We start from the raw sequence: 23,370 nt of genomic DNA, 5'->3' as shown, positions 1-23,370 counted from the left end.
TCGCAACTGCCACGGGTGTGGCCGTCACGATCCCCACACAATCCCCCAGCGCTGACCTGAGGCCCTTTACGGCCCCCTGGTAGCTTCGTTCTCTGCTGCACACAAGCACACACCTGCGCACATGCCTTAACAGGGGGAGTTCAACCGTGGCCCGCCACACCGTGACCACCGCCGCCCTCGCCGCCACCGCGGCACTCCTGCTCACCGCGTGCGGCGGGGGTGACGACAGGTCACCGGACGACATCAAGGGCGCGGACAGCGGGCCGAACGACAGCCCGTCGGCTGCCGCGTCGGCGTCAGCGCGCAGTGAGGGTCCCGAGCTCAGCCTGCCTAAGGACGTCGACCTGGTCTTCGACTTCGGCAAGCCGTCCGACGCGAAGCACGCGGCGGCACTCGCGGACGCACAGAACTACCTCCGGGCGATGTACCACGGCATCGTCGCGCAGGACCCGGACGACCCTGCCTACGGCTACTACTCGGGCGGCCAGGCCGCGCAGTACGTCAAGTCGCAGATCCAGGCCTCCGTGAAGGGAGGCTGGACTCCCTCCGGGACCGAGAAGTACTACGACGAGGACGTCACCACGCTGAGCGACGGCAAGCGCACCCTCGTCACTTTCTGCAGCAATCAGTCCAAGATCTTCAGCAAGGACATCAAGTCCGGGAAGGTCAACCGCACCGAGGAGAGCCTGAGCAGCTATCTGAAATTCCGCCTGCTCATGCTTCCCCCGTCAGGCTCCTCCCAGGTCTGGAAAGCGCAGGTCTCCGAGGTCATCAGCAAGGCGAAGGAATGCCGAGTATGAGGATTCCGGCCTCCTCGCGGCTGCTGATCGCGGGCGCGACCGCCGTCGCCGTGCTGTGGAGCGGCGGCACGGCCTACGCCGACCTGGACGGGAACAGGGCTTCCAGCCCGTCGCCCGACGCTTCCGGCGGCGCGAAGGGCAAAGGCCTGTCCGCCGCCGTCTCCCGCATCAGGGTGACCCAGGTCAGCGGCCCCACCGGCGGCAACCGCGGCAGTCTCTCGTCGACGGACGTCAACTGGACACCACCGCCCTGCTGGTACGAGCCCGTCCTCACGCCGGATCAGCTCAAGGCCCTCGCGGAGACGAACGGCCTGGGATACGTCAGCCCGCACACGTCCTGGGGCGGCGAGAAGCTGTGGACGGACCACTACCGGGACGGCAAGGACGCCTACAACTTCAAGGACGGCTCCCTCGACACCGCCAAGGGTTACGAGGACTACAACACCGGCAAGAACGGCTACTTCTGGCGCGGTGTCGCCCCCGACACCGCGGACCCGGCCTCCTGGGACTGCGAACGCGTCATGTTCTGGCAGAACGCCGGCGCCGTCCCCGCCGTCCCGAACGCCCCCACCGCCAAGACCCTCGCCGAGTACGCGTACGACAAGGTCGAGGTCCCCGGCACCGAGATCGAGCTGAAGCCGGAAGGCAGGTCGACGGTGAACGCGCCGACCTGGGTGTGGCTGGACAAGGGCACGTTCCAGGAGGTCACGGTCCGCGCCGAGCTGCCGAACACGAACCTGTGGGCGCAGACCACGGCGAAGCCGGTCGCGCTGCACCTGGAGCCGGGCACCGGGGACGCGGAGACCTTCCCCGCCTCCGGCGACTGCGAGATCGACGACGACGGCTCGATCGGCACCCCGTACCGGACGGGCGACGCGGGCGGGACACCGCCGTGCGGCATCTCCTACGTCCGCGCCACAGCCGGCGACCCGTACGAACTCAATGCCTCCGTCACCTGGCAGATCACCTGGGAAGGCACCGGCGGCGCGGGCGGCACCCTCCCGAACGGCACCTTCGAGACCACCCGGCCCATGAGCGTCCAGGAGATCCAGTCGGTCAACCGCTGATTCCGGGTACCGCCGTCCCTGACTCCTGTCGCGTCACCTGACGCCGGGGCGACGTCCGTACCCCTCCGTATGATGAACAGAAGCCAGCACGCGGCACGCACGGCACAGGGGGATCAGACATGGGCGGCAAACCCGACCTCGCGCTCCCATTGAGCGAGCTTGAGGACTACGGCACCCGGCTGCGTGACATCAAGTCGCGGATGAACCGCACCAAGAAGCTCTTCGAGTCCTACAAGGACGACATAGGTGACGGCGGCGTCTACGACAAGCTGGAGGACTTCGAGTCCAACTGGGAGGACGGCCGCGAGGACATCAACCAGCAGCTCGACGCCCTGGCCCAGATGTCCGAGGCGATCGTCCGCGAGTTCAAGAAGCTCGACGACGATCTGGCGAAGCAGGTCTCCGAGGGCGTGAAGTCCGACGACAAGGGCGGCAAGAAGGACGGCGGGACGTAGGCCCCCGGGAAATGGGACCGCAGGAAAGCGGGACAGCGGCGAGCAGGCACCTCGCGGTAGGGCGCGTCCCCCCGGCTCAGCCCACCTCGTTCTCCGCCACAGCCCGTCCCCGGACCGTCACGTCGCCGCCGTAGAACATGCCCGTGAAGACCGGCGAGTAGGTCAGCTGGACCTCCACCTCGACCTGGTCGGCGTTCGCGGCGACGCAGTTCGTGGCGGCTATGTCCGGGCCGGTCATCCCCATCTCCTGGGCGAATGCCTTCACGCGGGCGCCGCAGTTCTCGAAGAGGATCGGCGCACCGCCGCCCTGGTTCTCGTACAGCGCGTCGAGGTCGACGTCCTGGGCGGCGTAACGAGCGGCCTGTTCCGCGATGTCGGCGGCCCGTTCGCGCTTGGAGATGGACAGGCCGCCGTCGATGACGAAGGCCGACAGGGACAGGAACACGAGCGCGAAGATGATCACCGCGCCGGCGCCCGACCCCCGGTCGTCGAGGCGCACGCGGCGCGCGGCCACCCAACCCCGCGGGATGTTCCTCATGCGCCCTGTCACGCCTTCCTCTTGAAGGGATCCAGCGGCGAGGTGAACGACGCCGTCAGCCGGGTCGGTACGTCCAGACCGAGCATCGCCAGGCCCCGCACCTCGCAGCTGACCTCCACGGTGAAGAGGTCGGCGTCCTCGAAGCCGGCGCTGGTCTTGTTCACCGACACCGGGCCGGAGCAGACGTCCGCAAGGTCGGCGTCCGCGGCCTTCTGCGCCTCCGCCATCGCGGAACCCTGGTCGCGCTGGAGCGAACCGGAGCGGGCCGCGTCCCTGGCCGCCCCGTCCAGCGCCCCACGCCCGTCCACCAGTTGCCCGAAGGCCACCAGCACCAGGATGAAGAGGATCATCACCGGGGCGAGGATCACCACCTCGACGGTGGACAGCCCCCGGTCACCGAGGTCGGCGCCGCGCGAAAGCAGTCGCCTCACAACTGGGCGCATCTAGTTCCCGTCATCCTCGACGAACCGCTCCACCGGCCCCACCGACTGCGCGTGCACGGTCAGATCCAGGCCGGGGAACACCGACGGCACCTTCGCCGTGATCTCCACCCCGACCGTGTTCTGGTCCGGCTGGAGCAGCTTCACGTCCGGCCCGAGCACCAACTGCGGTCCCAGCTGCGCGATGTAGCTGTCCACGACGTCCCGCGCCTCGCCACGCCACGCGCCCGGGGACTCGTCGGCCGTGGCACGGGCCTTGCGGGCACCGGCCTGGGCCGCCGCCTGGGCGACATGGTCGGCGAAGAAGTACAGCGCGAACTGCACCGTCGCGAAGATCATGAAGAAGAGAACCGGCGTGAGCAGCACGAACTCGATCGCGGTCATGCCGGAGTCGCCGCGGGCGGAGGCGGCCTCCACCCGGCGGCGTACCCAGCGGACCAGGCGTCGTGCGCTCACCAGTAACCCCGTGTACGAGAGAGAAAGATCGGCTGCGAAATCTGCGAGATCCGCGGAGCCGGCCGATTCCGCGGAACCGGCGGGACCAGCGGAACCGGCGGGATCAGCAGGTGCTGCCCGCGTCCGCGCCCTTGATGCAGTCGCCGACCTTGTTGGCACCGTCGCTGAGCGCGGCGTTGATGATCGCGGCGACCACGCCGACGATCGCCACGACGACCGCCGAGATGATGACCCACTCCACCGCGGACGCACCGCGGTCGAGTTCGCCGGAGCGGGCGCGCTGCACCCGGCCCTGGAGGAAGGTGATCAGGAAGTCCACCCCCGGGATCCCGGTGCTGTAGTTCCGTCCGTTCATGGTGAGTTGTCCTCTCAAGGCGGTTCAAGACAGTTCGGTGCAGTTCAAGGCATTTCACATGCAGTTGTCGGTTGTCGGGCTCAGACCTGGAACACGCGCATCGCCGCCGGGAAGATCAGGAAGACCAGGAAACCGGCGCAGAGCAGCAGCTGCGCCACGAGCATCGACTGCGACTTCTCCCCCGCGCTGCCCTCGATCTCGGCGAGTTCGCGGTGCCGCATCGTCTCGGCGCGCGAGGCGAGCGACTCACGCACCTTCGCGCCGTCGTCCGCGACGAGCGCCAGTGAGGCCGACAGGTCCTTCAGCTCCTCGACCCCGATCTCCTCCCCCAGCGAACCGAGGGCCTGCCACTGGCTGATGCCGGTGATCCGGGCGTCCGCGAGCGCGTTGCGGATGCGCTGCGTGGCCCAGCCGTCGGAGACCTCGGCAGCGGCCATCAGAGCCTCGGGGAGGCCTCGGCCGCCCGCCAGGCTCATGGACACCAGGTCGAGGTACGCGCCGATCACGCGCCGCAGGTCGCGCCGCTTCTCGGCCGCGTCCCGCCGCACTTCGAGGTCCGGCAGGAAGAAGAAGACGAGCGCGAAGACCAGCGCCAGCCAGACCGGGATGGCGGGACTGCTGCCGAAGCCGAGCGTCCAGACCACCGCGAACATGAACGGCCCGAAGAACAGTCCCGCGGCTCCCAGCAGCACCTTCGTCGCGAGGAAGTTCTCCCAGCTCCGGTCGAGCACCGCCAGGTCGGCCCGCAGCGAGCGCTGTTCCCAGCCCTGCTGCATGTACAGCTCGGCGACGCGCCGGCCCACCCGGGCCCGTACGCTGTCGAGCCGTCCGGCGTCGGAGGTGCGGTGCGCGGACTCGTACGCCGCTCCCCGCGCCCTCATCGCGTCGATGCGCGCGACCTGGGCGACCGCGCTGCGCTTGGCCGGCATCAGGGCGCGGACCAGGACGTAGATGCCCAGGCCCAGGACGGCACCGACCAGGACGGGCAGGGTCAGGGTCGAGTTCATCGGCGTACCCCCTCCTCCGGTGACGAATGCGGCAGCGACTGGGACGGCGTCGGGGACCCCGGCTGCGCCCCCGGCGTCCGGGGGCGGACGAACTGGACCGCCGACTCGTCCCGCACCAGGAACCGCTCCGGAGTCTCGATGGTCGACAGCTTGCGCAGCCACCAGAAGCCGAGCGCGAACAGACCGCAGACACACGCGAGTACGAGCTGGCCGACGGCCGTTCCGTACGGCTCGACGAACTCGCGGTTGAAGATGGACAGGCCGAGCACGAAGGCGATCGACACCGCGACCACGATCTGCACCGAGCGGCGGGTCGAGGCGCGCTGGGCCATGACGCGCTGGCGCATGTCGACCTCTTCGCGCGCCGACTTGGCGAGCGCGCCGAGCACCTGGCGCAGACCCGGGCCGCGCAGGCGCGCGTTGAGGATCAGCGCGGCCACGATGATGTCGGCGGACGCGTCGTTGATCTCGTCGGCGAGCTGCTGCAGGGCCTCGGGCAGCGGCGTACGGGAGCGCAGGCGGTCGACGAGGGCGTCGAGGTGCGGGCGCAGGACCGGCGCGGAGGCGCGTGCGGAGGCGGGGATGGCCTGTTCGAGGCCGACCGCGCCCGCGATGGTGTCGCGCAGCGACTCGGTCCAGGAGGCGAGGGCCTCCACGCGTTTCATGGCGGCCTTCTCCTCGGAGGCGCCGCCGAAGAGCTTGTCCCAGAAGAAGACGAGGACGGCCGTGGCGATACCGGCGACGGCCCACCGGGTGAGCAGCAGGACGACGATGCCGGCGAGGGCCGCGACGGACCCGCGGCGACCGGCGAACCGTACGAGTTCGGAGGCCCGTTCGCTCGCCTTCTGCTTCTCGTGCTCGGGCTTGGCGGGCAGGCCGCGGACCGCGACGGCGAGCAGGGCGAGGCCGCCGCCCACCGCGATACCGCACGCCAGCGCGTACAGGACCGTCGTGGAGAACAGCCCGCCCATGGAGCCGAGCGAGTCGAGAGCGGCCAGAGTCATGCTCGGTTCGTCCATGGTCATGGTCGGTTCATGCATGATCAGTTCACCCCCAGTTCCCGCCGGGCAGGCGATAGCCGTACTGGATCAGGTCTTCGAGGCAGGACAGGGGCGCGTGCGGCAGGACCCGGCCGTCCGGTGTCTCGGCGAACACCTCGCTGGACAGGACGCGTCCGTCGACGCCGTTGACCTCACGGATCGAGGTGACCACGCGCTGGAGCCGGCCGCCCGACTCGAAGTTGTTGCGCCGCTGGACGAAGACGACGAAGTTCACCGCGCCCGCGACGAGCATCTGGCTGGCCTCGATGGGCAGGCGTTCGGTGGCCTGGAGCGCATACGTGGAGATGCGGTTGAACACCTCGTGGGAGCTGTTGGCGTGGATCGTGGACAGCGAGCCGTCGTTGCCCTGCGACATCGCGTTCAGCATGGTGACGATCTCGTCGCCGAGGACCTCACCGACGATGACGCGCGAGGGGTTCATACGCAGCGACCGCCGGACCAGCTCGGCCATGGAGATCATGCCCTGGCCCTCGGAGTTGGGCAGCCGTTCCTCGAACGCCACGACGTTCGGGTGCAGGTCGGCGAAGGTGTCGAGGCCCAGTTCCAGGGCGCGTTCGACGGTGATGAGGCGTTCCTGCGGCGGGATCTCGTTGGCGAGCGCGCGCAGGAGCGTCGTCTTGCCGGCGTTGGTCGCGCCCGCGATCATGATGTTCTTGCGGGCCCGGACCGCGCAGGCGAGGAAGTGCCCGACCTCGGGGGTGAGCGTGCCGTTGCCGACGAGGTCCGACATGAAGACCTTGCCCATGCGGGCGCGACGGATGGACAGCGCGGGCCTGCGGGTCACGTCCATGACGGCGGACAGTCGCGAACCGTCCGGCAGCCGCAGGTCGAGTTGCGGGTTCGCGGAGTCGAAGGGCCGGGAGGACAGACCCGAGTAGGCGCCGAGGATCTGGATCAGCTCGATGAGCTCCTCGTCGGTCTCGGCGACGGGATCTCCTCTGACCTCCTCGCCGTTGGCGTAGCCGACGAAGACCTGGTCGTACCCGTTGATGTCGATGTTCTCGACCTCGGGGTTGTCGAGCAGCGGCTGGAGGCGGCCGACACCGAAGAGGGCGGCGTGCACGGCTGCCGCGTACTGCTCCTCGGTCTCGGCGTCCAGGGGCGTCCGGCCGGAGTTGATCTCCGTGCGGGCGTAGTCCTCCAGGATCTGGGCTATGACCGCGCGGGCGTACTGGCGCTCGTCCTCGTTGGACATCGGCGTGACGCCGGAGACCTGGTCGAGGCGGCGCTGCTCGGCGATCCGGTCACCGGCGTCCTGCCGGAACCGCTTGACCAGCTGGTGGTCGACAGCGGTCATCGGCCGGCTCCGGCGGTGGGCTGTCCGTGGGGACCGCCGGCCGGTACGGACCAGGCCGCGCCGAACTGCTGGTAGAGGTCCGAGGTCACCTTGCGGGCCGAGCGGATGAGCAGCGACTTGTCGAGCCGTCCGCGCTTGCGGCCGGCCAACTGGTCGGCGCCCGTGGGGTCTTCGGCGATCGTGCCGACGACACGGGCGCCGGTCTGCCCGGCTGTCAGCATGTCGTTGACCTGGTGGACGATCTTGGCGGAGTCACCCGGGTCGGTTATGAGCACGACGCCGATGAGGGGCGTGCCGAGCGGCGCCGCACCGCGCGGTCCGCCGTGCAGCCTGGTGGTGAGCGCGGCGGCCCGGTCGCGGACCCGCGCGATGGCCTCCGGCTCGGTGCGCGACACGAGCAGGACGAGCGCGGCCTGCGAGAACATCTCGACGGCCGGGGAGTCCCCGCTGATCCGTCCGCAGTCCGCTATGACGTCGGCGGGCGCGTGCTCGGAGTCGGCGAGCTGCGCGAAGGCGCGGCCGAGGGTGGGCCACAGACCCGCGAGCCCGGCCGCCTGCTCGGCGTGCCCGAGCCCGACGAGCACTTCGAGACCACCGCTCAACGGCTGTACGTGGTCCCAGAGTTGATCGGGTACGAGGCCGCGGCGGGCGGTGGCCGCGATGGACAGCATGCCGGTGTTGGGGTTCAGCGGTCCGCCGTGCGCCGCGGCACTGCGGTACACGAGGTCGCCGCCGGCCGGGTCGGTCTCGGCGAGCAGCGTGCGGCGCGGCCAGACCGCCGCGAGAGCGACGGCCGTCGTGGTGACGCCGGGGGAGCCTTTGTCCGCGGCGAGGGCGATGAGGGCCATGGTGTGTGTGACTCTCCGCCGCTAGTTGCCGGGAACCTTGACGAGTGCGACCTGGTTCGCCGCGGCGGCGCGGGCCAGCGCGGCGGCGTCGCTCTCGTCGACGGTCACGGTGATGCGCTGGTTGGTGCTGCTGATGGTGCTGTCGCCCTTGCCGTCCGGCACGTAGGTGACACGGGCGTCGTCGACGATCGGAGTGTCGGAGCTGCCCGCGGAACCGGTCGAGCCGGAACCCGTCTCGTCGTCCGAGTCGGAGTTCGAGTTCGAGGAGCCGGTGTTGCCGACCTGGTAGGCGGCCACGAGGTCGCCCGACTGGATGCCCTCCGGGTACTGGCCCTCCTTGAGGGAGAGGCCGACGATGGCCTTGCCGTCCGCGAGGCTGCTCTTGGGGCCGAACATCTGGCCGATGACGAGGGTGCCCGCGTAGATCGTGGACTTGGCCTTGAGTCCCCTGAGGGTTTCGAGCTGGTTCCACTTGATGTAGTTGACCCCGGCGTCGTCGGCCACCAGCACCGACTCCACCTTGCTGCCGACGGACTCGCCGGCCTGGATGTCACCGGTCACCTTGATGACCTCGATACGGTCACCCGCGCGCAGTACGAGCATGGTCGCGCCGAGCGCACCCACGAGGATCAGCAGCACCGCGAGCGCGGCCAGCGCCGGTTTGCGCTCGCGAGGCGGCGAGGGAAGGCGCTCCCCCATCGTCGGCTGAACCGGCGCGGAGGAACGGTTGTTGCCCGCCCCCGTACGCTCTTGGATCTTCACGCAACCGCTCCCCGTACACCCAAGAAGGTTTTCGTCATTCAGGACACTTGGCACACTTGACGCACTCGGCCCTCACGGGGCGTACCGTCCGACCCGGTCGAATAGCCGTCGAAAAGCTGTCGAACAGTCGTGGCCGGAACGAGTGTCAAGCCGTCGCACCGTATCAGCAGCACATAAGCCCCTCAAGGCGCGACCACGACCGCGAACCTCACCCACCACGACGTTATCCACGCGCAACGCGGGGCGTCCGGTTCCCACCCGGGAGAGGTGCCGCACACGGCCTCCCTCACGGGCCCGCCACTGTGCACCAGCGAATCATCCGCGCCCGCCCGGCCGGGCGCCGGTCACGCTCCGTCCATCATCCCTGCACGACACGCTCACGGGGGCTCGTCGAGGGCGTGGGACGATCTTCAGCCGAGGGTGGACGAGGCGGGGACGACGGGTGGCCGTCGGTGACGGGGCGGAGTTGGTTGCGGTGACGGGACTTCTCCCCGTGAGTGGTGCGGCGCTGTCCAGGGACACCCGGCTCCTCTCCTGCGTACGCGACATCGGTACCCGCCCGGGCATCGACTTCGACTACACGGACGACGCGGCGACGGCGGAGATGCTGGAGCGGCACCGGCGCGCGGTGGGCGCCGCCGAACACGGCCCCCTGATGTGGCTGGGCACGCTGGTTTTGGTCGCGGGTGTCGTGTGGCCGTTCGCGGGCTCGGCGGTGCCCGCCTTCGACGGCCGCCCGGAGCCGGCGTACGGGCCGGCGATCCCGCTGTTCCTCGCGGCCGTGGCATGCCTCACGTTCGTACGGCGCCGCTGGAAGCGGCAGTTGCTGCACCCGAGGCTGACGGGCTACCGGCACGTACTGGGCCTGGCACGCGCGCACGGGGTGCCGGTGACCCACGTACCGCGCTGGCTGGTGGGCCGGCCGATGAGCGGGGACCGGGAGACGGTGCCGATTCCTGTGTACGGGGAAGTGGGGGCGCTGCCGGCGGAGCCGACGTCTGCCGCCGAATCCCCCGAAGAGGTGAAGCCGCCGTCAACGGCACCGACTCCCCCGCCCGCCCCCGAGGCCGTACCAGCGACCACTCCCGCGCCGGCCGTCGCGCCCGTGAAACCCGCGGCGGTCGCGTCGTACGAGGCGACCGCGGACGAGGGAGGCCGGCACGGTGAGGCGGGCTGCCTCCTGCTGTTCGTGGGCCTCGGCGGTGTGATCTGGGCGTTCTCCGAGACGGACCCCCTCGGCTACGTCGCCACCGCCCTCGCCGTCCCCCTGGCGATCGCGACGTGGGTGGCGGGCGCGCGCAGGGGCAGCGAGCGGCAACGCCTGCGGGAGTCGGCGGTGGAGTACGTACAAGCCCTCGCCGCCGCCCAGTCGGCGGGCGCGACCGTGCCCGAACTCTCGCCGGTGCTGCGCGGGTTGCTGGAGGAGGAAGCGGCGAAGGACCGGGGCTGACCGAAGCGGCGCGGATACCGCCACGCGAGCGGTGGACCTAGTCCGTGCCGTATGCGCGCAGCACGACGACCAGTTGCACCGGGGTATCCGTGTCGAGGTCCGCCCGCTCCTGCTCGACCTCGCGGTACCAGAGCGTGAACTCCACTTCCACGGACGGCCCGTCACCCTGAATCCACGCGGCGGCGTCATCACGGCTCCAGGTGGTCGCCCAGCCCTTGACCGGATTCCTGCGCTCCCCCACCCAGCCACAGCCGACGAGAACCGACTCCACGGCCTGCCCCGTGAGCTGTCCGAGGTCGGACAGACGACTCATCTCCGCGCTCAGGTCGATCATTTGCCCCCTCCGTCGGCCGGACCTGGATCATGGCTGCCAGTTCCCGTTCGAGAAGCGACAGGAAACCCGCCAGATCCGGGGCGACGACCTCGGGCGGAACAGCCCCTGCCGTGTAGACGCCTCCTTCGACCCTCGAAGGGGGCAGGCGGTACACGGTCGACCCGTCGGTGACACTCAGCGCGAACAGCGCACCTCCGCCGTCGGATCCGAAGACGACGACGGAATCTTCCCGCGGGCCGACGATCCGCGTCGGAAGGTCGCCACGCAGCCCGGCCACGGTCCGGCTTTCCGAGTGCACGAAGAAGCCCGAGCCGACGTCCGGGAGGCTGACCTGCTCCACGCAGCGGTAGAAGGCGGTCAGCCCATCGGGTAGGCCTTCCACGGTGGCTGAACTCGCGGCGCGCGTGACGCGGTTCTCGTCCGGCGAGTAGCCGAACTCGGACGCGAACCGCTCCATGAAGGTCGAGCACAGCGTGTCCATGCGCCCGGCCCATCCACCGATCCACTCACCGATGACGGTCACGCCAGCATCAGTCGTGGCAAGTACGGCGTGTGCGGCAAAGGGCTCAGAGCCATTCACCTTCGCCCTCGTCGTCGGCCCCCTCGTTCGTGCCGTATGCGCGCAGCACGACGACCAGTTGCACCGGGGTATCCGTGTCGTCCTGCTTCACTCCGGCCAGCACGACCTTGTCCGCGACCCTCCACGCCGTGTGCTCGATGAAGTCCGCGCCACCGGTCAGGTCCTCGCCGGAGGCTTCGAGACGGGGCCCGAGCGCTCCGGAAAGCAGTTGGTCCACGACGGGCGGCAGTTCGGCGACAGCGGCGTCGTACAACTCGTCCATGTACGTGTCGAGGTCCGCCCGCTCCTCCTCGACCTCGCGGTACCAGAGCGTGAACTCCACTTCCACGGACGGCCCGTCACCCTGAATCCACGCGGCGGCGTCATCACGGCTCCAGGTGGTCGCCCAGTCCTTCACCGGATTCCTGCGCTCCCCCACCCAGCCACAGTCGACGAGAACCGACTCCACGGCCTGCCCGGTGAGCTGCTGAAGGTCGGACAGCCGGCTCAATTCCACACTCAGGTCAACCATTTACTCATTCCGCTCATTCCGTTACCGGGCACATGAAAGACGGCCAGTGTACCATCGGCTATCGCCTCCGGGAATTTACTGCCAAGCAATTCCCGGAAATGCGCGGCACCCGCAGCATTTGATATCGCATAACGAACACCCTTTCCTCCGAGGCCGTTGTTCAGCTCCATCAGTTTGGCCGCCTGATCGGTTATCTTCTGCTCGTTGTAGAACTTGCTCTCTGGGTTGTAGGCGGACTTGGCCCATTCGCTCTCCCGGCCACCGGTGAATTTCGCCTCCATGATCCAGCCACTCGTGGGACCGCCGTCCACATGCACGGCTCGACCGTCCGAGAGCTTCCAGACCTGTTCGTAGTCAAGCCCGGAGACAACGCGCTGATACCGGAACGAAGGACGCTTCAGCATCTTCTCCGTCAGCCAGGCCAGCCCCTTGAAGGTGGGGCAGGACTGAAGCCCCAGAGGGTCCGACCAGGTGAGCGGATTGACGACATACGCATAGTGGTCCGACCCGGCCATGAGCCCGAGAGGGTCCGGCGAGATGTAGCGGGCCGAGTGAGGATCGTAGTAACGGAAATGGTTGTAATGGAGCTCACTCTCGGCATCGAAGTACTGTCCGGGAAACCGGAGAGCACATTCGCCTGTCGGCCGGTCCTGTCCCCGCAGCTCTCCCCACAGGTACGAGCTGCTCTTCCAGGTCGGCCGCCCCTCGGGCGAGATGAGTTCGGTGGGGCTGCCGGCGAGATCACTGACGATGAGCCGGAAGCGGCGGTCCACTTCTTCCTGCGGCGCGTCCCGCATCCACTCGCGCCGGTCCTGGACGACAGGCCGGTGACTGTCGGGCGTGTACTCCCAGGTGACGCTGGCGCTGCGGTCCGCTCCTGCGTCGCGTATCTCCTCCGCCAGACGATTTCCGTCCCAGACGAAGAAGACCGCTTCGTCGACTTCGCCCGAAGGATTGAGCCGCTCTTTGGATATCCGACGGCCGAGCGGGTCGTAGGTATAGCGCCAGGAGTCGCCGTCCGGAGTGAGCAGATGCGTAAGCCGGTCGTCGGCGTCCCACGAGTAGGTCCAGCTCTTCCGGCCACCGGAGAGAGTTCTCCTCGTACGGCGGACCACACGCCCCTGCGCGTCGTACTCGTAGGTGGTCCGGTCGGCCCGGGTCAGGCGCTTCCCGGCGTAGGTGAAGCGTCGCGAGGTCCCGCTGTCGCCTCCCCGGTCGGCGCTGTCGGCCGGCCCTTCGACCGGTCCGGCGGCCACTCCCGCCGCCGTCGTCCCGGAGGACGTCAAATTTCCGGAGGAGTCGTAGGCGTAGCTCTCGGTCCAGGTCTCTGCCCGGACCGAGGTCACCCGGCCCCCGCCGTCCAACTCGTACTGCGTACCGCCCCTCTGGAATTCCGTCGTCCCCAGCAGACCGGCGGCGCCGTGAAGGTATTCGCGGTCGATCACCGCGGTGGCGAAGGCGCCTCGTTCCGGCCCGTCGTCCGCGGCTGCGACCTGCTGCCGACGGAGACGATGCGCCTCGTCCCAGCTCTGCCGCACCGAGACCCGGTCGTCCAGCCGAAGCTCCGCTTCCCTGCCCGCGGCATCATGCGCGAAGCTCAGGGCGTGGCCGAAGGCGGCCAGTTCGCTCGGCAGGCCGTCGGCGTCGTAGGACCACTGGCTCCGGGCTCCGGATGGGGTCACCCTTGTCGTTCGCCGTCCGGCCAGGTCATAGGCGAAGGTACTGGTACGGCCGTTGACCGTCTCCTCGGTGACACGCCCGTAGTCGTCGTGCCGGAGCGTGATCCTGGCACCGGGAGAGACCGCCTCCCTCAGCAGTCCGGCATCGTCGTAGTGGAACTCCGTGGCCGAGTCTCCGACGCGCTTCAGCACGACGTTGCCGTTCACATCACGCTGGTATTCGACCTGCTCGCCAGCTCCGTTGGTCTGCCTGACGAGGCGGCCCACCTCGTCGTGCGTGTAGGTGAGGAACCTCGCGTCGAAGTCCTCCTCCGCCACCAGACGGCCGACCTCGTCGTACGCATACTTCCAGGTGAGGCCCCGGTCGTCGGTGACTGTGGCGAGCCGGAGTTCGGTGTCGTAGTCGAAGCGGAGCGTCCCGTTCAGGGCATCGCTCCTGGCCACCAGCAGGTCGAAGTGCGTGTACTCCGACCTGGTGGTCGCCCCGGCGGGATCGGTGTACGAGAGGAGATTTCCCTCCGCGTCCCAGCTCCAGGACTCCACACTCCCGTCGGGCCCGGCTCTCCGCTGCCGCATTCCCTCCGTGGTCCACGAGACGCGGGTCACGCCGCCCAACGGATCCGTGATCGCGGTGACCCGCCCGAAGGCGTCCCGGGAGTACTCCACGGTCGCGCCCGAATCAGTCGTGACCCGTGCGGGCAGCCCGGCGGCATTGCTGTCGACGACCACCGTCGCACCCAGTGGATCGGTCACTCCGGTGAGTACGCCCTTCGGGCCGTACGCGAACCGGGTCACCGCACCGCGGGGTTCGGTCACAGCGGTGCGATTTCCGTGGTCGTCATATTCGTACGTGCGCAGCGCACCATCCGCTCCGACCGTCACGACGGGAAGGTGCCAGTCGTTGTACTCGGCGGTGGCCCGCCGGCCGTCGGGCCCGACGATGGACGTGACGTTGCCCGCCTCGTCGTAGGTGTAGGCGGTCTCACGCCCCAGGGGATCGATCTGCTTGAGCAGACGGCCGCGGCGGTCCCACTCCAGTGATTCCCGTCGGCCCTGGGCGTCCGTCACACCGGTGAGCTGATAGAGCTCGTTGTAATGGTGCCGGGTCTCGTGCCCGAGGGAGTTGGTGTACGTCGTCGTCCGATGCTCCAGGTCGTAGGCGATCGCACAGTCCAAGAACCCGTCGGCTCCCCGGCCTGCGACGCAGCGGTCCTCGTCGTCGTACTCGAATCGGTACCAACTGCCGTTGCGGTCGGTCCACGAGGTGATGCGGGCGTGATCGTCGTAGGTGAGCCGGAAGGGCAGGCCTGAGGAGTTACGGATCTCGGTGAGATTCCGCTCGGCCGAATACCCGTAGCGAAGCAGTTCCGTCGCGCCGCGCCCGCCCGTATCCGTATCCGAATCCGAATCCGAATCCGTATCCACATCGTCACGTAGTCGCAGTGCGGTGACCAGGCCGTCCGTCGTCTCGACATCCACGTGATAGCCGCCCGAGTGACGAACCTCGACCGGTGTCCCGTCGGTGCTCCGCTCGAAGTCGATCCGGTTCTCGTTGCGATCGGTCACCGCGGAAAGAGCCATGGTGTACGGCATGCCGGGGAGAGGTTCGGTGATCGCCTCGAAATGGCGGGTGATTCCGGCGGCCGGGTCACTTACGCGTAGCGTGCCACTGTCGGGCCCGTCCCACTCCAAAGGCCACTCAGGGCCTTCCAACGGCATAGTCGTCTCATGCGGCCGAGGCGCCGGATAGGCCAGGACCATGCCGTCCTCCGCGGCGAACATGACGCCCTGACCGTCCAGTTCGATCCGCTCATCGAATGTGGACGCCCATGATGTCCCGAACCACCGGCCTTCGCGATAGGTGGAGATGTGGGTGCGTCGCAGAACCATCGCCAGCAGCCCGGGAAGTTCGACGTCCGTGTCGTACATGAGCATTTCACCGGTGACCATGTCGATGGGATCACCCCCGGGACAGCGCCCGGCAAGCGCCTTCGCCCGCTTGGCCAGATCACCCGCACCGCTCCTGAGGGATTTCGCCAGACCCCGCAGCCCTTGGGCCATGCCCTTGAGGCCTATCTTCCCGAGCCCCTTGAGTCCCTTGGCGAGCCCACCGAGGGTGGTCAGCCCCTTCATCCCCGGAATGCAGTCGAGGGCGGCGAACGCCACATCCCACAGGGACGCCTGCCCCTTCATATATTTATTGAGGGTGTCCGCGAGAACGATCAGCGCGGCAATGAGCACGATCGCGCCGAGGATCGGCCCCCCGATGATGAGGGCGATGATGCCGAGAACGGCGACGACGACCTTGCAGACGGCGACGATGGTGTCCCAGTTGTCGACGAACCAGTCGCCGACCTCCTCGTACCACTTACGGTTCTGAATCCCGGCGTCGGAAGCGTCGTCGAGCTTGCGCTTCGCCTCCCCCGCGGCGTCCTCACGCATCTGACGGGCATCCGCGGCCATCTTCTTCGCCGCGTCGAGGGCACTCTGCGCGGAGGTCACATCCGACTGAGCGGCGGTGTGCGCGTCCTTCGCACTCTGGGCGTCCCTCGTCGCGGCCCGCACCTTCGCCTCATCCGGCTTCGGAACGTCCTTGCCCGCCGCCCCGGGATCATCCTTGTACTTATCGGCTTCCTTGTTGGCGCGGGTCACCCACGAATCAGCCGACGACAGCTTGGACTTGGCGGACGAGAGGTCGGCCTGGGCTTCACGCCCCTTGACGAGCGCCTTGTCGGCGAGGACTTGGGCCCGCTCCAGCTGCGGCCAGTACGCCGCCAGCGCGTCCCCCGCCAGGTCGTACGACTTCTTCAGCTTCTTGAGATTCTTCGGCACCCCGGAAAACTCGTCCCGGAACACATCCGCGGTCTTGCCCACCATCGCCAGGACGGCATCCTCATCCGCCATCCCCTTCACCAGCCGCAGCGCATCCTGCACGTCATCGGCGAAATCGTGCAGGCTCTTGGCCAACGACTTCACCCGGACCGGATCCCCAGGCGTCGGATCCTTCTCCAGATCCAGCACATGCCAGTCCGTCGGCCGATACCCCGCCACCACGCAACCCCCGTCACGCCAACCCCGTCAACCACACGTACGCACAAGTGAAGTTACTTGGTACGGGCGTTCGGTGAAAAGGTCACGAGGTCTGCCGGAGGTCGGCCTACTCCGCGAAGCGGAACGTCGACGTGATCGCGTCGAAGATGTCGAAGAAGGAGTCCGCGAGGTCGAGCACCTGGCTGCTCCCGGCGACGAGGGCGACCTTGCCCTCCTGGCCCGGGACGGGGATGAACGTTTGCATCAGCACGGCGCGGATGGTGCGCTTGAGGGCGTCATCGGGTACGGGGATGTCCTCGATGCCGTACGTCCGCGCGGCCGGGCCCACGTCCGGGATGTCGACCGTGGTCACCTTGCGCCACGCGTCGCCCTCCTTCTTGGCCTCGCGCACGGCGAGCCGGCCCGCCATGACCTGCGGGTCGGTGGAGAGGGGCTCGCCGTCCTTCGTACGCCCGCCGACGAGGGAGACGGTGATCGATCCGGTGATCGGGACGTCACCGCCGAAACTCTCGGCCATGCAGCCGCAGTACAACGCGCCCGACTTCCATGCGTCCGCCGCGGCCTTCTGCAGGAAGGCGGTGTACGTGTCCTTGTACTTGCGCACCTCCGGCTGCTGCCGCACGCGTTCGTCGACCATGCGCCGGATCGAGTCGCCCCGCGACTCGGGCCGCACGTCGAACTCCCACCACGACTCCGGCACCTTGATCCGAAAACCACCGCGCTCGATGGTGAGCGTTTCCATGTAGCGGGCCATGTCGGCTGTACTCCCCCGGTCGGGCACGACGGTCGCGAAGGCTGCGAAGGCCACGACACGAGCTGACGTTCGTGACCCGGGGAGAGCCTACGAGGTCCGGTGCCGGTACGGACCCGGACCCGGCCCCGGCGACGTACCGGGCGAAGTGCCAGAGTGAGGCGCGGGCGGAGACCGCCTTCGAATTGTCGACCGCGAACCCGAGGATGCAGACAGAGATGGACTACTGGCAGCCCGGTCCGGGAGAAATCCTGCTGACCCGTACCCCGGTCACCTTCGCCTCGGGTGCCGCAGCGCGTGTCCGGGGGATGCGCTGGTTCCGCGACACCGAGCGCAATGACATCCAGAACGAGTTGCCGGGCTGGCCCGCAGGGCGGGTGTACGCGGCCCGTTCGGGTGGCGGCGCGCTGGGGCTTGGCATTCTCAGGACTGTTGCGCTCACCCTGGGCAACCTCGTCGTGGGCGTCATCAGTTCCTTCGGAGGACTGACCGTGGACGGGAATCCGGGCTCGAACCGTACCGACGACCGTGTCGACGAGATCGACGACTTTCCCGTGATGTGGGCAGCGCCTGGCACCATCGCCCGCACTCTCCCCTGGCAGCTGGACCCGGGTCGCGCGAAACAGAAGCACTACCGCACCCACGCGATCGTCACCGACCGCCGTCTGGTCGTCGTGGGCCTGCCCTTCAAGGAGCGGGACTCGGAAACCGTCGAGGACGAGGTGCTGTGGGAGATCCCGCTGTCCGCCATCGGCACGATCGAGCGACGGAACTTCAAGGGCAGCCACGACGTGAAGGTCGTCTTCGCCGACGGCTCCTGGTGCCGGCTCAACAGCTTCAGGCGCGAGGGCCTCACCCGCCATATCGTCGACCAGCCCGACCTCGTACCGCTGGACTCGCTCACCCCGGCCCAGCGCGACACGGCCGAAGCTTTCGTAGCCGCGCAGGCGCCAGATGCCGGAGCTCCGGTGGTCACTCAGAACCTGTGCGGTTGCTACCGAGTGGCCGCGGTGGCGCCAAGCACGGCTCACGGGTTCTTCGGTATTTCCGATCTGGACATGCTCATCGACGCCGACGGCACCGAAGCCGATATCGGCGAGTACCACTGGGAGGACTACTCGCCCGACGAGCAGGAGGAACTGCGGAGTGCACGGCACTTCCCGCCTTCCGCACTCGGCGACTCGCCGAGGTAGCCACCTTCCCGGTACCGCACCGGCCGAACGTCAGCCCTGCGCTGCGGAGACCCTCGTCGCTGCAGGCGTGATGCCCGACAGGTCGCGGACGGTGACGCTGTTGCGGTCCTGGACCGAGCGGCCCAGGGCGTACTGCGGCCACAGGCCCGCCGCCACGCGCCGACTGCGTTCGCTCCACTCCAGCGCCGGGGCGCTGCTGGACTTGTAGTAGTTGAGGGCGTAGCCGCCCGTGTGGATCCGCAGCAGGCAGAAACCGCCGGGGTACTCCTTCACCGCGCCCACCTCCTGCAACGTGACGTGCCGCGCCTGCGGGAGGACCGTGCGCTTGTTGCGGTGGGTGTGGCCCGCGTGGTGGAGGAAGACGCCGGGGGCGGCGGCGTACGCGTCGAGGATCGTGCGGGCCTGGCGACGGTTGAGGCGTTGCCCGCTCGTCACGGGGAACGGCGAGTTGCGCACGGTCAGCGGGTGGTGCCCGAAGACCAGGGTGGGCTGGTCCTTGTGTGCCTTCAGATCGGCCTGGAACCAGGCGAGTTGCCGCTCGGACAGACCACCCGAACCGGCGCCGCTCCCCTTCTTCTCGTACGTGTCCAGTCCGACGATCCGCAGCCCGCCGAGGTCGCGGGCGAAGTACGCGACCCCGGCCCCGGCCCCCGACTCGCCGCCCGACCCGTCGTCGGCGGGGAACGCGTCCAGGAAGTTGTCCCCGCGCCGCCCCTGAGGGCCGTGGTGTCCGCGCCGGTCGTGGTTGCCGCGTACGACGAAGTAGTCCTGCCCGTGCGTGCCGAATCCGTCCAGCAGGCGTCTGGCCTCCGCCAGGTCCCGTGGCGCCCCGCCGGCGGATATGTCCCCCGCGGCCAGCAGATGGCGGGCGCCGCGCCGGTGCGCCTCCTCCACCAGCGCCCTTCCCATGATCTCCGGGTACGGGCCTAGGCCGAGCCGCTGCGAGATCCCGCGCAGCAACGGCACGCCCGTCACCAGTCCGGCGGTGGTCTCGCCGAGATGCAGGTCGTTGCAGAGCGCGACCGACAACAGGTGGCGGCCGGGCGGGGGTTGGGGGGTGGTGAAGGAGTACGGGCCGCCGTGGGAGCCGAATCCGTGGAGGGAGGTTCCGACGGCGTTGCCGCTCACCAGGTGCAGGGGCGTCGGTGTAGCCGCCGAACCCCGGGAACGGGCCTGGTAGTAGTACGTCTGACCGGGTTCGAGACCGGTCAGCTCCACATAGTGGTGCGCGGTGTGGCGGTCCTCGGAAGCGGTCCGGTTCAGCCGGGCGGGGTGAGTGCCGTAGACGACCTCGCCCTCCGTTTCGACACCGGTGTGCCAGGTGATGACGGCCAGGTCCTCGGTGAGGGTCACCAGTTCCAGGTTGAAGGCGGACACGGCGTCGGGGTCGGGGCTTCGGTCGGGGTCGGACGGCCGGCGCGCCTGCGCCGCCCCGCGACAGGCTGCGGAGTGGAGGGTTCGGAGGAGGGCGTGCGGGGCGGAGAGGCAGCATGGCATGCCTGTTTTGTGCCCACGTGTGGTGAACGCGAACTTCCAAGGGTCCTTACGGACGCCTACGGCTGTCCCACGACTCTCCCCCGGCTGCCCTACTGCTGTCCTACGGCTGTCCTACGGCTGTCTTACGACTCCTGCCCGTCGCCAGTCGTCTCGGGGTACGCGACGAAGGTGCCCTTGGCGGGCAGGGTGATGACGAGGCCGCGTTCGCGGAGTTCGCGCGTCGCCCGGCGGGCGGTCAGGTGTGCGACCCCGTACTCCTCCGCCAGGTCACGCTCACCCGGCAGCCGCGCCCCCGGTGACAGCTCCCCGGAACGGATGCGGGCCTCGATGTGGTCCGCCATATGCATATAGATGTAGGCGATCTTCGTCGGGTCGATCGGCCACTGTCCTGACTCCGGTGTCATATCGAACAACGTACGACAGCAGTGAACTGCATGACTCGTTGGAGCACACCTAACCGCTATACACCTCCCAGTTGCACCCTGTAGCGCGCCTGTTACGCAAAACACCCCGGCGACGGTGCGACCCGTCCCGGGGCATGGCCAACGCTTATTAGGAGCGTCAACGTGCTGGACCTTACTCTCCGCCTCCTCGCCAGGGTGCTGAACCTGTGCACCCCACGCCCGCGCGGGCGGCACCGCCTGGGGGCACTCCCACCCCTCCGATTCATCCCGGTCCCGCCGCCCCGGCACAACAGGATCCTCACCGGCCGCGCGGCCGAACACCGCCGCCAACGCGAACGCCGCCGAGCCCTCTACCTCGCAACGGTCGGCATCGACGTCGGACCGTACCGCATCCACGGCACCCCCGTGGCCGCCCGATGACACGCCCCGCGGTGCGGATGTGCGCCCGCTGCCACCGCGTAACGACCCAGCCGGTGCTGGTCCACGAGGTGCACGCGGCGACGGGTCCCGGCTTCAACGTCTACGCGCGCCCGGAGTGTGCGGACCAGTACCCGCCGATGACCGACGTACTGGAGCTCACACAACCCCCTCTTCGGAGCGCGCGCCTCACCCTGCGGGTCTACACGGTCGACGCGCGGGGCACCGTGACCGGGGAGCGGAGCAGGGTCGAGATCCGGACCGGCGGAGGAATCGGCCCGTTGCCGCCGCCACTGCCGCAGACGTCGGCGTATCCGCCGTGCGGATGTCCGCACTGCCGGGCGTCGGAGCGCGGCGCGGCCCAGCAGAACTGAGGCGCCTCGGGCCCCGGACGCGTGTCGGCGTCCGGGGCCCGGGGCATGTCCGGGCGCACCCCGAGGCGCAACCGGGGGCGTACCCGGGACCGCTGTGCGCTCAGACACGATCGGGTCACTTACGCCGTCGGCTTGCCCTGATTTCTCCATGTCCGACCGGCCATGGCGGGAAGTTCGCGGTAGCGAAACCTTTGGCCCCACGGATACCGTCGCAGCTCTTGAATACGTCCAAATCTCACGGGGGTTCACTGTGAAGCGCCGCTCTTTGCCCGTTGCTGCCGCGCTCGTCGCGACCGCAGCTCTGCTGCTCACGGCGTGCGGCGGCGGGGATGACAAGTCCAGCGACAAGGACAGGATCGCGGGCGCCGACGAGGGATCGAAGAAGCCGACGAAGTCGGCGGAGCCGGCGGGGGCGGCGAAGGACAAGCCTGACGGCGTGGACGTGTCCTTGCCCAAGGACATGAAGCTGGTCTTCGACTGGGACAAGCCGAAGGCCAAGAACGAGGCGGCGGCTATGGATGACGCCGCGAACTACCTCCGCGCCATCTACAAAGGCGTGCACGAGCGCACGGCGGAGGGCGCGGCCGTGACCGCCTACTCCACCGGTGACGGTCTGCACTACGCGCAGGTGCAGATCGGCGAACGGCTCGACGGTGGCTGGACAGCCACCGGAACTCGCCGCTTTTACGACAGCGCCACCCGGTCCACCACGAACGGCAACTCCGTGGAGGTCGCGTTCTGCTCGGACGCGAGCAAGTTCTACGGCAAGGAAGTCAAGTCAGGGAAGGTCCTCAAGACCGACCCCAGCCCCACGGACTTCAGCCACTACAAGATCATCATGGTCAAGTACCCCACAGGCGACGACTTGTGGCAGGCGTCCAAGGTCTTCGTCGAGGAGGAGGCGGCGAAGTGCCAGTGAAGGCGGCTCGGCGTACACCACTCAGCGTTGGCGCAGTCGCCCTGACGCTCACCGTCGGCACTCTCGTCCTCGCGGCACCGGCCCATGCGGGAGAGACACCCCGCGATGGCACCGGCGCCAGCGCTGATGGAAAAGGCGGGAAGGACTCCACCGGCATCTACGCCGCCGCCAGCGTCCAGTACTCCGGAGCCGTCACCAAGAACGGCAATGCCGGAAACGTTGCGTCCGCCGACGTCAACTGGACGCCGCCTTCCTGCTGGTACGCCCCGTACATGGGCGCCAAGGACTTCAAGAAGAAGATGTCCGAGAGCCTGAAGTCCCAGATGGGCAAGCCCGGCATGGCCGGTCACGCAGGCGCGGCGCTCGGCGAGACACAGCGCCACTACGAGGACGAGTTCGGCTGGACCGACACCCCCGGCTACAAGGACTACAACGTCGACAAGGACGGCGAGGGGATGTTCTGGGCCGGCGTAGAGAACCCGAACGAGCCGGACTACCTCAAGCGGACCGCATGCTCCGACATGCCCTTCTGGGTCGACAACGGCGAGGCCCCGCCCGCGCGGTACGAGCAGGCCATCACTCCGGAGATGCTGGCGGCTCTCGCGTACCAGCACATGGAACTGCCCGGCACCAAGGTGACGCTGGCCCCGGAGGCCATCACCAAGGTGAACCTGCCGACGTGGGCGTGGCTGGACGAGGCGGTGTTCGACGAGGTCCAGGCAACAGCCGCGATCAACGTCCCCGGCTTCAACATCCAGGCGACCACGACGGCGAAGCCGAAATCCCTGACGCTGAGCCCGGGTACGGCGGACGCGACGACGATCCCGGCCGACGGCGGCTGCCCCATAGTCGACGGCAAGATCGGCGAGCCCTACGCCAAGGGCAAGGCCGGGGAGACGCCGCCCTGCGGCATCATCTACCGCCGCTCCTCCGGCGGCGAGACGCTCCCCCTCAAGGCCGCCCTCACCTGGGAGATCAGCTGGACGGGTACGGGCCAGGCGGGCGCGGTCGGCATGCCGGACGGCACGATCGAGGCGGTCCAGAACATCACGGTGGAGGAAATCCAGTCGGTGAACCGCTGACTTCCCTTCCCCTCCCGACCCTCCGTCCCCCACACGAGTGGC

The 23,370-nt window shown here is 68.7% G+C and carries 24 protein-coding genes; 9 read left to right on the top strand and 15 right to left on the bottom strand.

The window, feature by feature from the left end; genetic code table 11:
* Positions 1 to 146: 146 nt before the first annotated feature.
* The 3 genes from OHS59_RS25980 to OHS59_RS25970 all read left to right on the top strand — a co-directional run bounded on the left by OHS59_RS25980 (position 147) and on the right by OHS59_RS25970 (position 2,322).
* A complete protein-coding gene (locus OHS59_RS25980) occupies positions 147 to 800 on the top strand; it encodes a hypothetical protein (RefSeq protein WP_328495800.1) in 654 nt (217 codons plus the stop codon).
* On the top strand, positions 797 to 1,867 hold the full coding sequence (locus OHS59_RS25975; RefSeq protein ID WP_328495799.1) for a hypothetical protein: 1,071 nt from the start codon (positions 797 to 799) through the stop codon (positions 1,865 to 1,867). The genes OHS59_RS25980 and OHS59_RS25975 overlap by 4 nt, the downstream gene beginning before the upstream one ends.
* 119 nt (positions 1,868 to 1,986) lie before the next feature.
* A complete protein-coding gene (locus OHS59_RS25970) occupies positions 1,987 to 2,322 on the top strand; it encodes a hypothetical protein (protein WP_328495798.1) in 336 nt (111 codons plus the stop codon).
* 76 nt (positions 2,323 to 2,398) lie between these two features.
* On the opposite strand, the gene OHS59_RS25965 is transcribed toward OHS59_RS25970, so the two are convergent.
* The 9 genes from OHS59_RS25965 to OHS59_RS25925 all read right to left on the bottom strand — a co-directional run bounded on the left by OHS59_RS25965 (position 2,399) and on the right by OHS59_RS25925 (position 9,086).
* Entirely contained in the window at positions 2,399 to 2,860 is a 462-nt protein-coding gene (locus OHS59_RS25965; RefSeq protein ID WP_328495797.1) for a pilus assembly protein TadG-related protein, read from the bottom strand.
* Positions 2,861 to 2,868: 8 nt separating this feature from the next.
* Positions 2,869 to 3,303 (bottom strand): TadE/TadG family type IV pilus assembly protein, encoded by a 435-nt coding sequence (locus OHS59_RS25960; protein WP_328495796.1) that lies wholly within the window; start codon positions 3,301 to 3,303, stop codon positions 2,869 to 2,871.
* Complete coding sequence (locus tag OHS59_RS25955) at positions 3,304 to 3,684, bottom strand: TadE family protein (protein ID WP_267031536.1); 381 nt, start codon at positions 3,682 to 3,684, stop codon at positions 3,304 to 3,306.
* A 175-nt stretch (positions 3,685 to 3,859) separates the two neighbouring features.
* Positions 3,860 to 4,111, bottom strand: a complete 252-nt coding sequence (locus OHS59_RS25950) for a hypothetical protein (RefSeq protein WP_055509289.1) — start codon at positions 4,109 to 4,111, stop codon at positions 3,860 to 3,862.
* An 80-nt stretch (positions 4,112 to 4,191) separates the two neighbouring features.
* Positions 4,192 to 5,118, bottom strand: a complete 927-nt coding sequence (locus OHS59_RS25945; RefSeq protein WP_328495795.1) for a type II secretion system F family protein — start codon at positions 5,116 to 5,118, stop codon at positions 4,192 to 4,194.
* Positions 5,115 to 6,089 carry a type II secretion system F family protein gene (locus OHS59_RS25940; RefSeq protein ID WP_328499357.1) on the bottom strand — a complete coding sequence of 325 codons (975 nt, stop codon included), beginning with the start codon at positions 6,087 to 6,089 and terminating at the stop codon, positions 5,115 to 5,117. Before OHS59_RS25940 ends, OHS59_RS25945 begins: the two co-directional genes overlap by 4 nt.
* A 76-nt stretch (positions 6,090 to 6,165) precedes the next feature.
* Entirely contained in the window at positions 6,166 to 7,476 is a 1,311-nt protein-coding gene (locus tag OHS59_RS25935) for a CpaF family protein (RefSeq protein ID WP_328495794.1), read from the bottom strand.
* Positions 7,473 to 8,324: a hypothetical protein gene (locus OHS59_RS25930; protein ID WP_328495793.1), complete on the bottom strand. Its 852-nt coding sequence runs from the start codon at positions 8,322 to 8,324 to the stop codon at positions 7,473 to 7,475. Before OHS59_RS25930 ends, OHS59_RS25935 begins: the two co-directional genes overlap by 4 nt.
* Before the next feature lie 21 nt (positions 8,325 to 8,345).
* Positions 8,346 to 9,086 carry a hypothetical protein gene (locus tag OHS59_RS25925; RefSeq protein WP_328495792.1) on the bottom strand — a complete coding sequence of 247 codons (741 nt, stop codon included), beginning with the start codon at positions 9,084 to 9,086 and terminating at the stop codon, positions 8,346 to 8,348.
* Between the two features lie 475 nt (positions 9,087 to 9,561).
* Here OHS59_RS25925 and OHS59_RS25920 point away from each other — a divergent pair, with 475 nt between their 5' ends.
* Complete coding sequence (locus OHS59_RS25920) at positions 9,562 to 10,536, top strand: hypothetical protein (protein WP_328495791.1); 975 nt, start codon at positions 9,562 to 9,564, stop codon at positions 10,534 to 10,536.
* A gap of 37 nt (positions 10,537 to 10,573) precedes the next feature.
* On the opposite strand, the gene OHS59_RS25915 is transcribed toward OHS59_RS25920, so the two are convergent.
* The 4 genes from OHS59_RS25915 to OHS59_RS25900 all read right to left on the bottom strand — a co-directional run bounded on the left by OHS59_RS25915 (position 10,574) and on the right by OHS59_RS25900 (position 17,445).
* Positions 10,574 to 10,870 (bottom strand): hypothetical protein, encoded by a 297-nt coding sequence (locus tag OHS59_RS25915; RefSeq protein ID WP_328495790.1) that lies wholly within the window; start codon positions 10,868 to 10,870, stop codon positions 10,574 to 10,576.
* 566 nt (positions 10,871 to 11,436) lie between these two features.
* Positions 11,437 to 11,961: a hypothetical protein gene (locus tag OHS59_RS25910; protein WP_328495789.1), complete on the bottom strand. Its 525-nt coding sequence runs from the start codon at positions 11,959 to 11,961 to the stop codon at positions 11,437 to 11,439.
* A complete protein-coding gene (locus OHS59_RS25905; RefSeq protein ID WP_328495788.1) occupies positions 11,949 to 16,661 on the bottom strand; it encodes an RHS repeat-associated core domain-containing protein in 4,713 nt (1,570 codons plus the stop codon). Before OHS59_RS25905 ends, OHS59_RS25910 begins: the two co-directional genes overlap by 13 nt.
* A gap of 136 nt (positions 16,662 to 16,797) precedes the next feature.
* Positions 16,798 to 17,445 carry a hypothetical protein gene (locus tag OHS59_RS25900; RefSeq protein ID WP_328499356.1) on the bottom strand — a complete coding sequence of 216 codons (648 nt, stop codon included), beginning with the start codon at positions 17,443 to 17,445 and terminating at the stop codon, positions 16,798 to 16,800.
* Between the two features lie 203 nt (positions 17,446 to 17,648).
* On the opposite strand from OHS59_RS25900, the gene OHS59_RS25895 reads away from it, so the two are divergent.
* A complete protein-coding gene (locus OHS59_RS25895) occupies positions 17,649 to 18,635 on the top strand; it encodes a hypothetical protein (RefSeq protein WP_328495787.1) in 987 nt (328 codons plus the stop codon).
* A 30-nt stretch (positions 18,636 to 18,665) separates the two neighbouring features.
* Here OHS59_RS25895 and OHS59_RS25890 read toward each other — a convergent pair whose 3' ends face one another.
* Positions 18,666 to 20,012, bottom strand: coding sequence for a metallophosphoesterase family protein (locus tag OHS59_RS25890; RefSeq protein ID WP_328495786.1), 1,347 nt, complete (start codon positions 20,010 to 20,012; stop codon positions 18,666 to 18,668).
* A 242-nt stretch (positions 20,013 to 20,254) separates the two neighbouring features.
* The gene (locus tag OHS59_RS25885) at positions 20,255 to 20,536 is read right to left on the bottom strand and encodes a winged helix-turn-helix domain-containing protein (RefSeq protein ID WP_328495785.1); all 282 of its coding nucleotides are present in this window, start codon (positions 20,534 to 20,536) and stop codon (positions 20,255 to 20,257) included.
* 162 nt (positions 20,537 to 20,698) lie between these two features.
* Here OHS59_RS25885 and OHS59_RS25880 point away from each other — a divergent pair, with 162 nt between their 5' ends.
* The 4 genes from OHS59_RS25880 (at position 20,699) to OHS59_RS25865 (ending at position 23,328) form a co-directional block, all read left to right on the top strand.
* Positions 20,699 to 20,956, top strand: coding sequence for a hypothetical protein (locus OHS59_RS25880; protein WP_328495784.1), 258 nt, complete (start codon positions 20,699 to 20,701; stop codon positions 20,954 to 20,956).
* On the top strand, positions 20,953 to 21,327 hold the full coding sequence (locus OHS59_RS25875; RefSeq protein WP_328495783.1) for a hypothetical protein: 375 nt from the start codon (positions 20,953 to 20,955) through the stop codon (positions 21,325 to 21,327). Before OHS59_RS25880 ends, OHS59_RS25875 begins: the two co-directional genes overlap by 4 nt.
* Positions 21,328 to 21,577: 250 nt before the next feature.
* Positions 21,578 to 22,246 carry a hypothetical protein gene (locus OHS59_RS25870; RefSeq protein WP_328495782.1) on the top strand — a complete coding sequence of 223 codons (669 nt, stop codon included), beginning with the start codon at positions 21,578 to 21,580 and terminating at the stop codon, positions 22,244 to 22,246.
* Positions 22,243 to 23,328 (top strand): hypothetical protein, encoded by a 1,086-nt coding sequence (locus OHS59_RS25865; RefSeq protein WP_443061647.1) that lies wholly within the window; start codon positions 22,243 to 22,245, stop codon positions 23,326 to 23,328. Before OHS59_RS25870 ends, OHS59_RS25865 begins: the two co-directional genes overlap by 4 nt.
* The last annotated feature ends 42 nt before the right edge of the window (positions 23,329 to 23,370 follow it).

Origin of the sequence: Streptomyces sp. NBC_00414 (genome assembly GCF_036038375.1) — a bacterium.
Lineage (GTDB): Bacteria > Actinomycetota > Actinomycetes > Streptomycetales > Streptomycetaceae > Streptomyces.
The sequence above is the reverse complement of the archived record's forward strand: the minus strand, read 5'-3'. Positions and strand labels throughout refer to the sequence as shown.

What these genes read in the sequence shown, in the direction of transcription:
- OHS59_RS25975 (WP_328495799.1), top strand. Translation starts at nt 797, where the DNA reads ATGAGGATTCCGGCCTCCTCGCGGCTGCTGATCGCGGGCGCGACCGCC.
- OHS59_RS25970 (WP_328495798.1), top strand. Translation starts at nt 1,987, where the DNA reads ATGGGCGGCAAACCCGACCTCGCGCTCCCATTGAGCGAGCTTGAGGAC.
- OHS59_RS25965 (WP_328495797.1), bottom strand. Translation starts at nt 2,860, where the DNA reads ATGAGGAACATCCCGCGGGGTTGGGTGGCCGCGCGCCGCGTGCGCCTC.
- OHS59_RS25960 (WP_328495796.1), bottom strand. Translation starts at nt 3,303, where the DNA reads ATGCGCCCAGTTGTGAGGCGACTGCTTTCGCGCGGCGCCGACCTCGGT.
- OHS59_RS25955 (WP_267031536.1), bottom strand. Translation starts at nt 3,684, where the DNA reads ATGACCGCGATCGAGTTCGTGCTGCTCACGCCGGTTCTCTTCTTCATG.
- OHS59_RS25950 (WP_055509289.1), bottom strand. Translation starts at nt 4,111, where the DNA reads ATGAACGGACGGAACTACAGCACCGGGATCCCGGGGGTGGACTTCCTG.
- OHS59_RS25945 (WP_328495795.1), bottom strand. Translation starts at nt 5,118, where the DNA reads ATGAACTCGACCCTGACCCTGCCCGTCCTGGTCGGTGCCGTCCTGGGC.
- OHS59_RS25940 (WP_328499357.1), bottom strand. Translation starts at nt 6,089, where the DNA reads ATGGGCGGGCTGTTCTCCACGACGGTCCTGTACGCGCTGGCGTGCGGT.
- OHS59_RS25935 (WP_328495794.1), bottom strand. Translation starts at nt 7,476, where the DNA reads ATGACCGCTGTCGACCACCAGCTGGTCAAGCGGTTCCGGCAGGACGCC.
- OHS59_RS25930 (WP_328495793.1), bottom strand. Translation starts at nt 8,324, where the DNA reads ATGGCCCTCATCGCCCTCGCCGCGGACAAAGGCTCCCCCGGCGTCACC.
- OHS59_RS25915 (WP_328495790.1), bottom strand. Translation starts at nt 10,870, where the DNA reads ATGATCGACCTGAGCGCGGAGATGAGTCGTCTGTCCGACCTCGGACAG.
- OHS59_RS25910 (WP_328495789.1), bottom strand. Translation starts at nt 11,961, where the DNA reads ATGGTTGACCTGAGTGTGGAATTGAGCCGGCTGTCCGACCTTCAGCAG.
- OHS59_RS25900 (WP_328499356.1), bottom strand. Translation starts at nt 17,445, where the DNA reads ATGGCCCGCTACATGGAAACGCTCACCATCGAGCGCGGTGGTTTTCGG.
- OHS59_RS25895 (WP_328495787.1), top strand. Translation starts at nt 17,649, where the DNA reads ATGCAGACAGAGATGGACTACTGGCAGCCCGGTCCGGGAGAAATCCTG.
- OHS59_RS25885 (WP_328495785.1), bottom strand. Translation starts at nt 20,536, where the DNA reads ATGACACCGGAGTCAGGACAGTGGCCGATCGACCCGACGAAGATCGCC.
- OHS59_RS25875 (WP_328495783.1), top strand. Translation starts at nt 20,953, where the DNA reads ATGACACGCCCCGCGGTGCGGATGTGCGCCCGCTGCCACCGCGTAACG.